Below are 13,501 nucleotides of genomic sequence, written 5' to 3'. Positions count from 1 at the left end.
GGTGGTGCCGGGACGGGCGCGGGGCCCGGCCGGGTTGGTCAGGGTGTCGCCCAGGCGGCGGCGAGCAGCCGGAAGGAGTCGAGCCTCGCCTCCGGGTCGTGGGCGATCGTCGTCACCAGGACCTCGTCGGCCGCGGTGGCGAGCCGGAGGGCGTCGAGGCCGGCAACGACCGACGGGCCGTCCCCGACGAACCGGGTCCGGCTGCGGTCGGCCACCAGGGCCAGCTCGGCATCGGACCAGGTCTGCCGAGCCCGGTCGGGGCGCGGGTAGGCGACCGCCCCGTCGGCCGAGCGGACCCCGAGCACCCAGTCTTCGAACCCGCGGGCGAGAGCGCGGGCGCGGTCCTGCGTCGTCGCGACGAGCACGTCGGCCGAGACGATGACGTACGGCCGGTCCAGCACGCCGGGACGGAACGCCGCGCGGTAGGCGGCGACCGTCTCCAGCACCGAGGAGGGCGCGACGTGGTAGTTCGCGGCGAGCGGGAGGCCGAGCTCGCCGGCCGCGCGCGCACTCTCACCCGGGCTGCTCGCGAGCGCCCACACCTCCACCCCGCTCCCGGAGCCGACGCCGCTTCGCACGACCTCGGACCCGAGGCGGTGCCCGGGGCCGAGCAGGTCGAGCGCGAGCCGGAGCTCGGCGCGGTAGTCGGGCACGTCGGTGCGCAGACCGACGACAGCCGCGCCGTCCGCGAAGCGGCGTCGGACGCGGGCGTCGGAGAACGAGAACGGCGGCGGTGCCGGGACGAGCAGGCCGTCGACGACGCGGTCGGCGGCCGGCGCGCCGCCGGACGATCCCGGCGTCGGCTCCCGTGCCGCGTCGGAGCCGGCGGGCGGGGTCCCCGACCTGCCGAGGCCGAGGTCGACCCGCCCGGGATGGAGCCGAGCGATCGTCGCGAACTGCTCGACGGCCAGCGCGGGGGAGGTGTGCGCCAGCAGGACGGCGCCGGAGCCGACCCGGATCCTCCCGGTCCGCGCGGCCGCGAGCGCCGCCAGCACCGCGGGCGCGGCCGAGACGACGCCGGTGCTCACGTGGTGCTCGGCGAACCAGATGCGTCGGTAGCCGGCCTCGTCCGCGAGCTCGGCGACGGCCAGAGCCGTCGCGAGCGCCTCGCCGGCGGTCCCGCCGTCGCTGACCGGGGCGAGCTCGAGGACGGACAGGGGGACGCGGTGCGCGGTCAGGGAGCTCATCGCCCGGCCGTCCGGTCGGTCGCGGGCTGCACGGACCTCAGGCGGTGGTAGCCGCGGTCGTAGAACACGAGCGGTTCCTCCCCGCCGACCGCGCCGTGGTCGATCCGGGCCACGACGAGCGCCGAGTCGGCGGTGGGGTGGCGGTCGACGATCGTCGCCCGAACCCACGACGACGCTCGGCCCAGCACGGGTTCCCCGCCGTCCAGCTCCGTCCAGTCGACCCCGGCGAACCGGTCGATGCCGTGCGTCGCGAACCGGCTCGACAGCTCGTGGGCCGAGTGGTCGAGGAAGTTGACGACGACGCTCGCGACCGCGGCGAGCGCCGGCCAGGACGAGGAGCCGCGGGAGATGGAGAACGCCAGCGTCGGGGGGTCGGCCGAGACCGAGATGACCGACGTCGCGGTGAAGCCGACGGGGTGGCCGAGGACCGGGTCGCGCAGGGTGACGACGGCGACGCCCGCCGGGTGGCGCCGGAAGATCCCGAGGAACACCTCCGTCTCGGGCCGGACCGGGCTCACCGCCTGCGCGCTCACGGGGCGACCCCCGGTGTCGCGTCGGGCGAGGCGTCATCGAGCGCCCCGCGCAGCGAGGCGAGGTTGCGCCGGGCCCAGCTCGCGAGCACCGGCCCGCGCTCGGCGACGTCGCGCTGCGCCAGCGCGACGGCGGGCGCGGGAACGCGCGCGCCGAGCTCCAGCAGCACCGGCCGCAGGTGGCTCTCGCCGGCGTGCAGGTGCCCGTCCTGGCCCGCGACCACGACCCCGACGGCGGTCACGCCGGACAGCTCGCCGCCGTCGAAGGTGTCGAGGAACGACTTGAGCAGCCCGGTGTAGGACCCCTTGTAGACGGGGGTGGCGACGACCACGAGCCGGGCCGCCAGCACCCGAGCGCGGGCGGCCGCCAGGCCCGCGCCGCCCACGAGGACCTCGGCGGCGATGTCGGCCAGCTCGACGACGTCGATCTCCCCGAGGCCGAGCGGGCCGGCGAGCTCGCGGGCGAGGTCGGTCGCGACGGCGCTCGTGCGCGAGGCCGGGCGGGGGTTTCCGGACAGGACGAGGATGCTCATGCGCCGACCACCGTGCGCTGGATGGCGTCCCGCGCCCCGTGCACGTCGCGGGAGCTGCGCAGGCCGAGGTGCTCGCGCAGGGTCGTCCCGACGTACTCGGTGGGGTAGGCCGCGCGCTCCTGGAGCTCGGGCACGAGCCGGTCGACGACCTCGTCGAGGCCGTCCGGGACGAGCCACGGGGAGACGTTGAAGCCGTCGACGGCCCCGGTGCGGACGAACCGGACCAGCCGGTCGGCCACGGAGCTCGGCGTCCCGACGAAGGCCGGACGGCGGTCGGTGGCGATGACGGCCTCGCGGATCGACAGGCCCAGCTCCTCCGCGTGCGAGCGCAGCCGCCGCGCGAGACCTGCCGGGTCGCCCTGCGCGGCGCCCGTCCCGCGGGTGCGGGACAGCTCGCGCGGCGCCGGGTCGTGGTCGGGGAGCGGCCCGTCCGGGTCGAGCTGGGAGAGGTCCTCGCCCCAGATGTGGCTGAGGATCGACAGCGCGGTGGCGCCGCTGATCTGCTCCCGGACCAGCCAGGTCGCCAGCTCCCGGGCCTCCGCCTCGGTGTCCCCGAGGACGAACGACGTCCCGGGCAGGATCTTCACGTCGTCGCGTGGGCGACCGGCCGCCGCGACGCGCCGACGGACGTCGCGGGCGAACGCCAGCGCGTCGTCGAGGTCGCTGCCGTGGGACGAGAAGATGACGTCCGCGTGCTCGGCGGCGAACGTCCGACCGGCCGGCGAGTCGCCCGCCTGGAAGATCACGGGGTGTCCCTGGGGCGAGCGCGGGACGGTCGGCGTCACGTGGGTGCTGACGGTGGCGCCGGAGAAGGCGACGGGCGTGATGGCGCCGGGCCGGGACCAGGACGGCTCCCGGGTCGTGGTGGCGATCGCGTCGTCGGCGAAGGAGTCCCAGATCGCACGCGCGGCGCGGACGAACTCGGCGGCGCGGACGTAGCGGTCGGCGTGGTCGAGGTAGCCGCCGCGGCGGAAGTTGGCGCCGGTCCATGCGTTGTCGGTGGTGACGACGTTCCACGCGGCGCGTCCGCCGGACAGGACGTCGAGGCTCGCCAGGCGGCGCGCGAGGTCGGCCGGGTCGTTGTAGGTGGTGTTCTGGGTGGCGACGAGACCGATCCGCGAGGTGACGGCCGCGAGGGCGCTCAGCTGGGTGATCGCGTCCGGACGGCCGACGACGTCGAGGTCGTGCAGGGCCCCGTTGGTCTCCCGCAGCCGGAGCCCCTCGCCGAGGAAGAACGCGTCGAACAGGCCGCGTTCTGCCGTCTCGGCCAGCCGCCGGAACGAGCTGAAGTCGGTCTGCGAGCCGGACCGGGGATCGGACCAGACCGTGTGGTGGTTGACGCCCTGGAAGAAGACTCCGAGGTGCACGGTCGCGGTCGGGCGCGTGATCGGGTGGTCGCGGTCGGGTGGTCGGGCCGAGGCGCTCATGCGGCTTCCTCCTGGGTGAAGACGTTCTCGGGACGGGGCAGGTCGAGCGCGCCGCGCAGGGTCTGCGCCAGCCGGGGGGCGCGGGCGATCCGGGTGGCGAACAGCCGCGGCAGGACGAACCGGGTCAGCACGGGCAGGTCGGTGCCGACGACGGCCGGGTGCAGGCGGATCCCGTCGACGGCCTCGGCGAGCTGCTCCGCGAGCAGGAGCAGCCCGAACGGGGAGCCGACGAAGCGCAGCGCGTCGGTCGGCGTCCACTCGGCGTCGGCGTCCAGCGCCGCGAGACGTGCGGCGCAGGAGGTGTCGGCGTCGAGCAGGACCTCGACGTCGGCCAGCACGCGGGGCGCGCCCGCGCCGCGCGCCGCGACGGCCCGCTCGACGACCTCCGCGACGTCGGCGCCGCCGACGAGGCTCACGTCGGCGGTCGCCGGGTCGAGCACGGTGTCCGGGGCGATGACGACGACGTGACCCTGCGGGGGACGCGGGGTGATGGAGGCGCCGGCGACGGCGAACGTCGGCGTCGTCACCGCCACGTCGTGGATGCGGTCCCGATCGACGTACCGCCCGGTCGCCACGTCCTTGATGACGGCGTCGTCCTCCCAGGAGTCCCAGAGCCGGCGCACCGTCCGCACGACGTCGGCGACCTCCAGCTCCCGGTCGGCCGGCAGCTCGGGCACGACGCGGTCGATGGCGTCGGCCAGGCCGGGCTGGTCCGCGTCCCCCACGACCCAGCCGGCCCGGCCGAGCGAGGCGATGTCGAGCGACGCGAGCTGCGCGGCGAGATGGAACGGCTCGGCCCCGCGGGGGTCGACGCGGGGGGCCAGCCCGACCCGTGTCGTGAGCTGGGAGACGAAGGCGGCGCGCACGACGCCGTCGAGGCGGGCGGCGACGGCGCCGGACGACACGGTCGCCTGTGTCGTGGTGAGCGCGTCGTCGAGCGTGACGAGCGTGAACCCGCCGTTCTCAGCGGCGAGCACGCGTCGTCGCAGCACCGCGGGGTCGAGCACGGCGTCGGGGGCGTCCGACCCGGCACGCCATGCGGCGGGATGGGCTCCGCTGCCGTCGAGATCGACGGCGAGGACCAGGGGTCGAGAGGACATCGGGGGCTCCGGGATTCGGGGGGAGGGGTCGAGCTGGGCTTGCCGGGGACGAAACCACGCGTCCGCCGGACCCGGCCCGGGGCTCCAGGCGGTCTCAGAGTCCGAGACGGGTGGGTGGGCTCCGGAGCATCTCCGGCCGCCGCCTCGCGAGACGCGTCTCACTCCTCGGGACGCACGCGGGGCCTCTCGGAGGTCGTCCGAGCCCTCCGTAGCGTCCCCGCCCATCCCCCACCAACGAAAGGAGGTTCCGCCGTGCTCCGACTCGTGCTCACGCGTCTGTCGACCTCGGCGATCGTGCTGCTCGCGGCCGTGACCGCGACGTTCCTCGCCGTCTACGCCTCGCCCGGCCACACCGTCGACCTGCTGCTCGGGGAGGACCGCGGCAACGAACGGCTCCGGGCCGAGGTCACGGCCCTCTGGGGCCTGGACCGCCCGCTCCTCGTGCAGTACGCGGCCTACGTGCTCGGCCTGCTGCGGGGCGACCTCGGCACGTCCTACCAGCTGCGTCGTCCGGTGGTCGACGTCCTCGGCGAACAGCTCGGCTCGACCGTGCTGCTCACCTTCACCGCCTTCGGGCTCGCGGTCGCCATCGCCCTGACGGTCGCCGTCCTGACCTCCGGCCGCGGCGGCATCGTGCGCCGCATCGCCTCGGGCGCCGAGCTGGTCCTCCTGTCCATCCCGTCGTTCTGGATCGGGATCGTGCTGCTGGCCGTCTTCGCCTTCCAGCTCGGCTGGTTCTCGGTCTCGGGCGGCAACGGCTGGCGCTCGCTCGCGCTCCCGGCGCTCGCCCTCGCCATCCCCATCGCTGGCCTGCTCTCCCAGGTGCTGCGGGAGGGGCTGGACCGCGCGCTGCACGAACCGTTCGCGCTCACCGCCCGGTCGCGCGGGCTGTCCCAGCTCCAGGTCCGCTCCCGCCACGCCCTCCGGCACGCCAGCCTGCCCGGGCTGCAGATCGCCGGGATCGTCGTCGGCTCGCTCCTGGGCGGCGCCGTCATCGTCGAGCAGGTCTTCGGCCGACCCGGTCTCGGCGGCATCACGGTCGAGGCCGTCTACGCCAAGGACCTGCCCGTGGTGCTCGGCGTCGGTCTCGTCGCGGCCGCGACCTTCGTGATCGTCTCCACCGCGGTCGACCTGCTCAGCCTCGTCCTCGACCCGCGGCTCAGGGTCGCCTCCGGCCGGAGCCGTCGGGCGGCTCGGCCCGCCGCGACGGCGACGACGGCCGTGGTCGTCGCTGGCTCGGCCCCCTCCTCCTCCGTCCCGGGCCTCGAGCCCGACCCCCTCCCGGAAGGCGCGTCCCGATGACGACCCTCGTCCGACCCTCCGCCGACTCCCCGTCGGTCCCCTCCGCGAGCCCGGCCGACGGCGCGACCGACCCGGCGCCCCGGGCGGCCGAGGCCGCCACCGCATCCCGGTCGGGAGCGTCCGGCCGGTGGCGCCGGTCCGTCCGAGCCGTCGGCTCCGTCCGGATCCCCGTCCTCGGCTGGGGCGGCCTCGCCGCGGCGCTCGTGCTCGCGTTCGTCCTCCTCGCCGCGCTCGCGCCGCGGCTGCTGACCGCTGTCGACCCGCTCGCGGCCGATCCGCTCGCCACGCTCCAGCCCCCCGGCGGGGAGCACCCGGCCGGGACCGACTCGCTCGGGCGGGACGTCCTGGCGCGGATCATCCACGGCACCCGCTACTCGCTCACCATCGGGGTGGCGGCCACCGCGCTCGCGGCGGCCGGCGGCGTGCTGCTCGGCCTCGTCGCCGGGAGCGGCAACCGCGCCGTCGACACCGTCGTCGCGCGCGCCGTCGACGTCCTCGCCGCCTTCCCGGAGATCCTGCTCGCTCTCGTCCTCATCGCCTTCACCGGCCCCGGCGTCGGCAACCTCATCGTCGCGATCGGGGTGGCCGGCATCCCGCGGTTCGCCCGCGTCGTGCGTGCCCAGACCCAGCTCGTGCGCACGTCCGGCTACGTCGAGCAGGCCCGCACCTTCGGGCTGAGCGGCCTCCGGCTCGCCACCCGCCACGTGCTGCCGAACGCGCTCACCGCGGTGCCCGTGCTCGCCACGATCGGTCTCGGCGGCGCGATCATCGGCGCCGCCGGCCTGAGCTTCCTCGGTCTCGGCCCGCAACCACCGACGCCCGAGTGGGGCGCCATGCTGGCGGAGAACCGCAACTACCTGCGCGTGGCCTGGTGGGGTGCGGTCTTCCCCGGCCTCGCCGTCGTCGCCACCGTCGTCTCCGCGACGGTGCTCGGCCGCGCGATCCAGCGCCACCTCGAGCGGGTGGCGGCATGAGCGCGCTGGTCCGCGTCCGCGGGCTCACGGTGTCGTTCCCGGGGACGGCCCGGCCGGCGGTCGACGGACTGGACCTCGACATCGAGCCGGGCGAGATCGTCGCCATCGTCGGCGAGTCCGGCTCCGGCAAGTCCGTCACGGCCCGCTCGCTCGTCGGTCTCGCCGGTGAGCACGCGACCGTGCGCGCGACGGAGCTGACGATCGACGGCGTCGACGCCCGGAACCTGTCCGACCGGGCCTGGCGACGCCTGCGCGGGCGCTCGGTCGGCCTCGTCCTGCAGGACGCGCTCGTGAGCCTCGACCCGCTGCGCCGTGTCGGCGCCGAGATCGGCGAGTCGCTGCGCCGGGTGCTTCCGGGGCTGCTCGCGCGCGGCAGGCGGCGGGAGCGGGCGATCGCGCTGCTCGGCGACGTCGGCGTCCCGAACCCGGCCGAGCGCATCGACGCCTACCCGCACGAGCTGTCCGGCGGGCTGCGCCAGCGCGCGCTCATCGCCTCGGCGCTCGCGGCCTCGCCGGCCCTGCTGGTGGCCGACGAGCCGACGACGGCGCTCGACGTCACCGTGCAGGCCCAGATCCTCCAGCTCCTGGCGCGGCTGCGCGACTCCGGGACGGCGCTCCTGCTCATCTCGCACGACCTCGCCGTCGTCTCGGCGGTCGCCGACCGGATCCTGGTGATGAAGGACGGGCTGGTGGTCGAGCGGGGCTCGACGGCCCGGGTGCTCGCCCACCCTGAGCACCCCTACACCAGGAGGCTGCTCGCGGCCGTCCCCTCCTCCGCCTCGCGGGGCGTCCGGCTGTCCAGCCCCGACCGCCTCCCCGCGCCGGAGCGTCGCCCCGGCGACCGCGTGGTCGTCGCCGGTCGCGGCCTCGTCGTCACCTACCCGATCCCCGGTGGCGGCACGCGGCACGCGCTCGCCGGCGTCGACGTCGAGCTGCGCGAGGGTGAGGTGCTCGGCGTCGTCGGGGAGTCCGGCTCCGGCAAGTCGACGCTCGCCCGTGTCCTGCTCGGCCTGCACCGCCCCGAGGAGGGCGAGGTGCGGCGACCGGCGGAACGGCTCGAGATGCAGCTCGTCGCCCAGGACCCGCTGTCCTCCTTCGACCCGCGCTACACGGTGCGCGAGGTGATCGCCGAGCCGCTGCGCGAGCGCGGCCGGCTCGACCGCGCCGGGCGCCGGGAGGGCATCGACGACCTGCTCCGACGGGTCGGGCTCGCACCCGAGCACGCCGACCGGCACCCCCGGACGCTCTCGGGTGGCCAGCGTCAGCGGGTCGCGATCGCCCGGGCCCTCGCGGCGGACCCGAGCGTCATCGTCGCCGACGAGCCGGTCTCGGCGCTCGACGTCAGCATCCAGGCGCAGGTGCTCGACCTGCTGACCGACCTGGCGGCCGAGCGCGGGCTGGCGATCCTGTTCATCTCCCACGACCTGGGCGTCGTGCACCACCTCGCGGACCGGATCGTCGTGATGAAGGACGGGCACGTCGTCGAGAGCGGCGACGTCGAGGACGTGTTCCACCGGCCGAGCCACCCCTACACCCGCCGGCTGCTCGTGGCGCTCCCCGACGTCCGGGCCGCCGAGCGCGCCGAGCCCGATCCGTCCGGCCACCCCCTGGCGGCCGCGACGTCCTGAGCACCTCGACCGAACCCCTCGACCCGAACGACCCCTCGATCCCGATGTACCCCACCACTCGTCACCAAGGAGATCCCATGTCCCGTTCCACCCGACCACTCCTCCCCGGGCGATCGCTCGGCGGCCTCGCCCTGCTCACGGCCGCCACCCTCGTGCTCGGAGCCTGCGGCAGCGGCACCGGCTCCGCGGGCGCCGGCGCCTCTGACGACCCGTCGGCCGCCACCTCCTCCAGCGCGGGGAGCGAGAGCCCGTCCGCCGGAACGCCCGTCGAGGGCGGCGACCTCGTGTGGGCGCTCGAGACCGAGCCGCTCACGCTCAACGCCCAGACCTCCGGGCAGAACAAGGCGAAGGTGCTGCTGCGCAACCTGTTCGACTCCTACCTCTACAAGAACGCCGACGGAACCTACGACCCGTGGCTGGCGGAGTCCTACGCCTACGACGCGGACCAGACGGAGCTCACCCTCGTCCTGCGCGACGGGGTGACCTTCTCCGACGGGGACCAGCTCGACGCGGCCGCGGTGGTGGCGAACCTGACCCACGCCAGGGAGACCGAGGGGTACTCCTCGGCCGCCGTCTTCGCGCTCCGCAACGTCACCGGCATCTCGGCGTCGGACGAGCGCACGGTGGTGATCGAGCTGGGCGAGCCGGACGCGTTCCTGCTCGACTACCTCGCCTCGCTCAACGGCGCGCCGGTCTCCCCGACGAGCCTCGAGACGGCCGGCAACCTCGCGGCCGGCGGCCTCGACGTCGCGGGCGCCGGGCCGTTCGTGCTCGAGTCCTACACGCCGGGCCAGGACGTCGTGCTGACGAGCCGGGCCGACTACGACTGGGCGCCGGAGGCCGCCGACCACAGCGGGCCGGCCTACCTCGACACGGTGACGTTCCGCTTCCTCGGTGAGGCCGCCACGAGGACCGGTGCCCTGACGGCCGGCCAGGTCGACCTCATCGACGGGGTGCAGTCGGTCGACGTGCCGCTGTTCGAGGACTCGGCCGACTTCACCTACCAGCGCGTGCTCAACAACGGCCTTCCCTTCGGCTACTACTTCAACGTGTCGCAGCCGCCGCTCGACGACATCCGCGTCCGGCAGGCGTTCATCGCCGGCGTCGACCTCGACGCGGTCCTCCAGGGAGTCCACCACGGTCAGGTCGAGCGGGCCCTCGCGCCGGTCTCGTCGGTCTCCCCGTTCGTCGACCCGACCGTCGCCGACGCCTACGCGACCGACGTCGATGCGGCCAACGCGCTGCTGGACGAGGCCGGCTGGACGGAGCGCGACGCCGATGGCTACCGCGTCAAGGACGGCCAGCGCCTCACGATCATCGACTACGCCGCCGCGCCCTACCTGCGCGACAACCGCGAGCTGCTCGGCCAGGCCATCTCGGCCAACCTCAAGGACAACGTCGGGATCGACTTCCAGTTCCTCCCGGTCGACGCGGGGACGGCGTCCGAGAAGGCGGACGCCAACGAGTACGGCATCTTCGACAACTCGCGCGGGGACGCGGACTCCGGGCAGCCGCTGATCTTCCTCTACGGGACGGACGCGACGCTGGCCCGCGGGAAGTACAACGACGCCGCGCTGGACGAGCTGCTGGCCCGGGGGGCCGCGACGAACGACGTCGCCGAGCGGACGGAGATCTACCACGAGGCCCAGCAGCACATCGCGACGAACGCGTACTCGCTGCCGATCTACGTCCCGCAGGACAGCGTGGCCACGCTCGTCGGCGTCCACGGCGTGAGGATCGACGAGGCCGGCGGTGTGCTCGGGAGCGCCTACGACATCTGGAAGGAGAGCTGACATGGCGATCGACACGGAGACCGGGGACGTGACCGGGGCACCGGGCGCGCGGGAGGAGCCCGAGGAGCTGGCGGCCGCGTGGCGCGAGTTCCGCGCCGCGCGGGAGACGGCCCTCGCCCGGCCGCACGACTGGCTCAGTGTCGCGGGCCTGGAGTGGGTCGGCGAGGAGCCGGCCCGGCTCGGCCGGGTGCCCGGGACGTGGTGGGAGGTCGACGGCGTTCTGCACATGCGGGCCGCGTCCGAGGACGGGCTGCGGCTCCTCGGCTCCGGCTCCGGCTCGGGGCCGGGCGACGGGCCGTCGGACGACTCCGTCCTCCTCGACGGTGAGCTGACGCTCGTCGTCGAGGAGGGCGGTGCCCAGCCGTTCGCGCTGTTCGGCGACCGGGTCCGCGTCGACGTGCTGCGCCGCGGCGGCTACTACGGGCTGCGGCTGCGCGATCCAGCGGCGCCGGCGCTGCGCGACTTCACCGGCGTGCCGACCTGGGACTACGACCCGGACTGGCGCCTGCCGGTCCGCCTCGAGCCGTACCCGGCGCCGCGCGTGGTGGTCGTGGGGTCGGCGGCGCCCGGCCTCACGCAGCGGGCCAGCGCCGTCGGCGAGGTCGTCCTGGTCCTGCGGGGGGTGGAGCACCGCCTCGTCGCGACGGGCCGGCACGGCTCGTGGTCGGTCTCGTTCTCGGACGCGACCTCGGGGACCGAGAGCGCCGCGTGGCGCGCGGTCGCCGTCGAGGGCGACCCGGACACCGGGCACGGCGTCCTCGACCTCAACCGCGCGGTCAACTACCCGTACGCCTTCTCCGACTACGGCACCTGTCCAGCGCCCGTGCCGGGGAACGCGCTGCCCATCCCGGTCACCGCGGGGGAGCGGGCGCCGTCCGGACGAACCGGCGTGCCGCCCGCGTCGGGCGGCCCCGCGGCGCTGCCGGGGCCGCAGCTCCTGGGTGGTGCCGTGCCGGACTGACGGCCGGCGACCGACGGCGGGCGGACCGACGGTGCCCGACCGACGCCCGAGGGCCGGTGCGGCGAGCTGGACTCGCTGCACCGGCCCTCGGGCGTCTCGCGCGTCGGCGCGTCGGCTCAGCCTCCCGCCGGCGTCCAGCCCAGGCGCGGGGCCACCCGCGTGGCGAGGGTCTCGACGAGGCGCTCGGTGAGGTCGAGGCCGAGCTGGGAGGGCAGGTTGGCGAGCAGGGTCGTCGGCAACAGCTCGCGCGCGCGTGTCAGTGCGGCGTCCTGCTCGAGCTGGGCGACCACCTCGTCGACGGTGCCGACCTTCCACCCCTCGCCGAACCGCTCCGTGACCCCGGGGATGTGTCGCTCGGCCGCCGCCAGGAGCGCCTCGCGCTCGGCGTCGGACGTCCACACCAGCACGTACCGGCTGATCGAGACCTCGCGCGGACGGGGGTCCGGCACGCCGAGCGCCGCCGGGTCGAGCGCGTCGTGATAGGCGTCGAGGATCTCCGCCTGCTGGCGGGCGACGCCCTCGGCGTGGGTGGCCGTGTTGATGGTCGAGAGCTGGAGGTTGAGGCCGAGCTGGGCGGCCCGCACGGCGCTCTCCGCGCGACCGGAGCCGTACCAGATCCGCTCGGGCAGCCGCGGCGAGCTGGGGTAGATCCGCAGGCCCTCGCCCTCGTGCGTGAACTGCAGGCGCAGGTCGTCGGGCACCTTCGCGAGCTCGGCCCCGGAGATCCCGAGCAGGAAGCGGCGCAGCACCCAGGCGGCTCGCGGCTCCTCCCCCTGGAGGTCCCCGTGGCCGTAGGCCTCCTCGAATGCGGCGGCGAGACCCGGGACGTGGGAGAGGATTCCGTGGCTCACGCCGAGCTCGAGCCGGCCCCGCGCGAGCAGGTCGACCGTGGCGGCGTCCTCGGCCAGGCGGACGGGGCTCTCGCCGGCGATGGGCACGACGGCCGTGCCGAGGCGCAGCGTGCGGGTCTCCCGGGCCAGGGCCGCGAGGTAGGGGAACGCGCCGGTCAGCGCGCGCTCGAAGTGGCGCACCCGCAGCCAGCCGCCGTCGACGCCGAGGGCCTCGGCGTGCTGGAAGAGGGTGATCCCGTCCTCGAGGGACCGAGCGGCGCTGACGCCGGCCTCGAGGTAGGAGGTGAAGGACAGGATGCCGAGCGACAGGTCGCCCGCGCCGGGGGTGCTGGTGGTGGCCATGCCGCGGACACTACGAGCGGGTGCGGTCGGCGTCGGCGCGGTCGTCGGCCGTCTCGGGGACCGAGACGGCGGTGCCCGAGAGGGCGTCCGACGGTCCGCCGGCCGGCCCGGTCCCGGCCCCGGTTCGATCCGTGACTAGGCGGTGCGCCGGCCCGCCGACTCGGCCGGCCGGCGCACGACCGCGCGGTCCGGGTCGACGCCGACCGCGCGCATGACGAACGCGACGGTCTCCTCGATCGCCCGGTCGCGCTGGGGCCCGTCCTCGGGCACGTTGCGGGCGGCGAGGCAGGAGTTGATGAGCGGCACGACGGCGTCGAGGTCCTGACGCGGGAAGCGTCCCGTCGCGATCCCCAGGGTGAGGATCCGGCGCAGCGGCACCTCGACCACCATGATGTGGTCGCGCAGTCGCATCATCGTGGCGCGGGAGACGACGGTCCGCAGGTCCGGCCCGGGGGCCAGGTGGTAGACCCGCTTGAGGTGGATCTGCTGCTGCACGTACGTCCGGAGCTGCTCGACCGGGTCCTCGACTCCCTCGAGGGAGGCCTCGAGGGCGCCCATGTAGGCGGAGGTCTCGCTCTCGATGAACCCGAGGAGGAGCGACTCCTTGTCCGGGAAGTGGTTGTAGACCGCCGTGCGCCCGACCCCGGCCTCCGCCGCGATGTCGGCCAGCGTGATCGCGTCGAAGCCCTCACGCTCCATGAGCGCCGACAGCGCCCCGAACAGGCGCAGCCGAACCTGCTCGCGGTGCTCGGCCAGGGAGGCTCCGATGATCTTGGGCATGCTCCCACTATGGCATGGATCTGACGAGAGACCACGCGCTGTCAGAATGTGGGCACGTCGGGCGACGGGCCGGGACGCCGCTGCTCGCGGGAC

The 13,501-nt window shown here is 75.3% G+C and carries 12 protein-coding genes; 5 read left to right on the top strand and 7 right to left on the bottom strand.

The window, feature by feature from the left end; translation table 11 throughout:
- Nucleotides 1-38: 38 nt before the first annotated feature.
- From EDD28_RS05585 to EDD28_RS05565, 5 genes are read right to left on the bottom strand one after another with little or no spacing between them, the layout of a single operon-like run.
- Nucleotides 39-1,187, bottom strand: a complete 1,149-nt coding sequence (locus EDD28_RS05585; RefSeq protein WP_123738705.1) for an LLM class flavin-dependent oxidoreductase — start codon at nucleotides 1,185-1,187, stop codon at nucleotides 39-41.
- Nucleotides 1,184-1,720 carry a flavin reductase family protein gene (locus EDD28_RS05580; RefSeq protein WP_123738704.1) on the bottom strand — a complete coding sequence of 179 codons (537 nt, stop codon included), beginning with the start codon at nucleotides 1,718-1,720 and terminating at the stop codon, nucleotides 1,184-1,186. Before EDD28_RS05580 ends, EDD28_RS05585 begins: the two co-directional genes overlap by 4 nt.
- Nucleotides 1,717-2,250 (bottom strand): NADPH-dependent FMN reductase, encoded by a 534-nt coding sequence (locus EDD28_RS05575; RefSeq protein WP_123738703.1) that lies wholly within the window; start codon nucleotides 2,248-2,250, stop codon nucleotides 1,717-1,719. Before EDD28_RS05575 ends, EDD28_RS05580 begins: the two co-directional genes overlap by 4 nt.
- Nucleotides 2,247-3,677 carry an NtaA/DmoA family FMN-dependent monooxygenase gene (locus EDD28_RS05570; protein WP_123738702.1) on the bottom strand — a complete coding sequence of 477 codons (1,431 nt, stop codon included), beginning with the start codon at nucleotides 3,675-3,677 and terminating at the stop codon, nucleotides 2,247-2,249. Before EDD28_RS05570 ends, EDD28_RS05575 begins: the two co-directional genes overlap by 4 nt.
- Nucleotides 3,674-4,777 (bottom strand): LLM class flavin-dependent oxidoreductase, encoded by a 1,104-nt coding sequence (locus tag EDD28_RS05565; RefSeq protein WP_123738701.1) that lies wholly within the window; start codon nucleotides 4,775-4,777, stop codon nucleotides 3,674-3,676. The genes EDD28_RS05570 and EDD28_RS05565 overlap by 4 nt, the downstream gene beginning before the upstream one ends.
- 252 nt (nucleotides 4,778-5,029) lie before the next feature.
- Between EDD28_RS05565 and EDD28_RS05560 the strand changes: the two genes are divergently transcribed.
- From EDD28_RS05560 to EDD28_RS05540, 5 genes are all read left to right on the top strand, one after another.
- Nucleotides 5,030-6,079 carry an ABC transporter permease gene (locus EDD28_RS05560; RefSeq protein WP_245967935.1) on the top strand — a complete coding sequence of 350 codons (1,050 nt, stop codon included), beginning with the start codon at nucleotides 5,030-5,032 and terminating at the stop codon, nucleotides 6,077-6,079.
- On the top strand, nucleotides 6,076-7,053 hold the full coding sequence (locus tag EDD28_RS05555; protein ID WP_123738699.1) for an ABC transporter permease: 978 nt from the start codon (nucleotides 6,076-6,078) through the stop codon (nucleotides 7,051-7,053). Before EDD28_RS05560 ends, EDD28_RS05555 begins: the two co-directional genes overlap by 4 nt.
- Nucleotides 7,050-8,681, top strand: coding sequence for a dipeptide ABC transporter ATP-binding protein (locus tag EDD28_RS05550; protein ID WP_123738698.1), 1,632 nt, complete (start codon nucleotides 7,050-7,052; stop codon nucleotides 8,679-8,681). Before EDD28_RS05555 ends, EDD28_RS05550 begins: the two co-directional genes overlap by 4 nt.
- Before the next feature lie 77 nt (nucleotides 8,682-8,758).
- Nucleotides 8,759-10,474, top strand: a complete 1,716-nt coding sequence (locus EDD28_RS05545; protein ID WP_170169363.1) for an ABC transporter substrate-binding protein — start codon at nucleotides 8,759-8,761, stop codon at nucleotides 10,472-10,474.
- Nucleotide 10,475: 1 nt separating this feature from the next.
- Complete coding sequence (locus EDD28_RS05540) at nucleotides 10,476-11,435, top strand: DUF1684 domain-containing protein (RefSeq protein ID WP_123738696.1); 960 nt, start codon at nucleotides 10,476-10,478, stop codon at nucleotides 11,433-11,435.
- Nucleotides 11,436-11,551: 116 nt separating this feature from the next.
- Here EDD28_RS05540 and EDD28_RS05535 read toward each other — a convergent pair whose 3' ends face one another.
- Nucleotides 11,552-12,628 carry an LLM class flavin-dependent oxidoreductase gene (locus EDD28_RS05535; protein ID WP_123738695.1) on the bottom strand — a complete coding sequence of 359 codons (1,077 nt, stop codon included), beginning with the start codon at nucleotides 12,626-12,628 and terminating at the stop codon, nucleotides 11,552-11,554.
- Between the two features lie 135 nt (nucleotides 12,629-12,763).
- Nucleotides 12,764-13,408: a TetR/AcrR family transcriptional regulator gene (locus EDD28_RS05530; protein ID WP_123738694.1), complete on the bottom strand. Its 645-nt coding sequence runs from the start codon at nucleotides 13,406-13,408 to the stop codon at nucleotides 12,764-12,766.
- Nucleotides 13,409-13,501 lie beyond the last annotated feature (93 nt).

It is taken from the genome of Salana multivorans (assembly GCF_003751805.1).
Classification (GTDB): domain Bacteria; phylum Actinomycetota; class Actinomycetes; order Actinomycetales; family Beutenbergiaceae; genus Salana; species Salana multivorans.
This window is presented reverse-complemented; position numbering and strand designations above follow the sequence as displayed.

What these genes read in the sequence shown, in the direction of transcription:
- EDD28_RS05585 (WP_123738705.1), bottom strand. Translation starts at nt 1,187, where the DNA reads ATGAGCTCCCTGACCGCGCACCGCGTCCCCCTGTCCGTCCTCGAGCTC.
- EDD28_RS05575 (WP_123738703.1), bottom strand. Translation starts at nt 2,250, where the DNA reads ATGAGCATCCTCGTCCTGTCCGGAAACCCCCGCCCGGCCTCGCGCACG.
- EDD28_RS05570 (WP_123738702.1), bottom strand. Translation starts at nt 3,677, where the DNA reads ATGAGCGCCTCGGCCCGACCACCCGACCGCGACCACCCGATCACGCGC.
- EDD28_RS05565 (WP_123738701.1), bottom strand. Translation starts at nt 4,777, where the DNA reads ATGTCCTCTCGACCCCTGGTCCTCGCCGTCGATCTCGACGGCAGCGGA.
- EDD28_RS05555 (WP_123738699.1), top strand. Translation starts at nt 6,076, where the DNA reads ATGACGACCCTCGTCCGACCCTCCGCCGACTCCCCGTCGGTCCCCTCC.
- EDD28_RS05550 (WP_123738698.1), top strand. Translation starts at nt 7,050, where the DNA reads ATGAGCGCGCTGGTCCGCGTCCGCGGGCTCACGGTGTCGTTCCCGGGG.
- EDD28_RS05545 (WP_170169363.1), top strand. Translation starts at nt 8,759, where the DNA reads ATGTCCCGTTCCACCCGACCACTCCTCCCCGGGCGATCGCTCGGCGGC.
- EDD28_RS05540 (WP_123738696.1), top strand. Translation starts at nt 10,476, where the DNA reads ATGGCGATCGACACGGAGACCGGGGACGTGACCGGGGCACCGGGCGCG.
- EDD28_RS05535 (WP_123738695.1), bottom strand. Translation starts at nt 12,628, where the DNA reads ATGGCCACCACCAGCACCCCCGGCGCGGGCGACCTGTCGCTCGGCATC.
- EDD28_RS05530 (WP_123738694.1), bottom strand. Translation starts at nt 13,408, where the DNA reads ATGCCCAAGATCATCGGAGCCTCCCTGGCCGAGCACCGCGAGCAGGTT.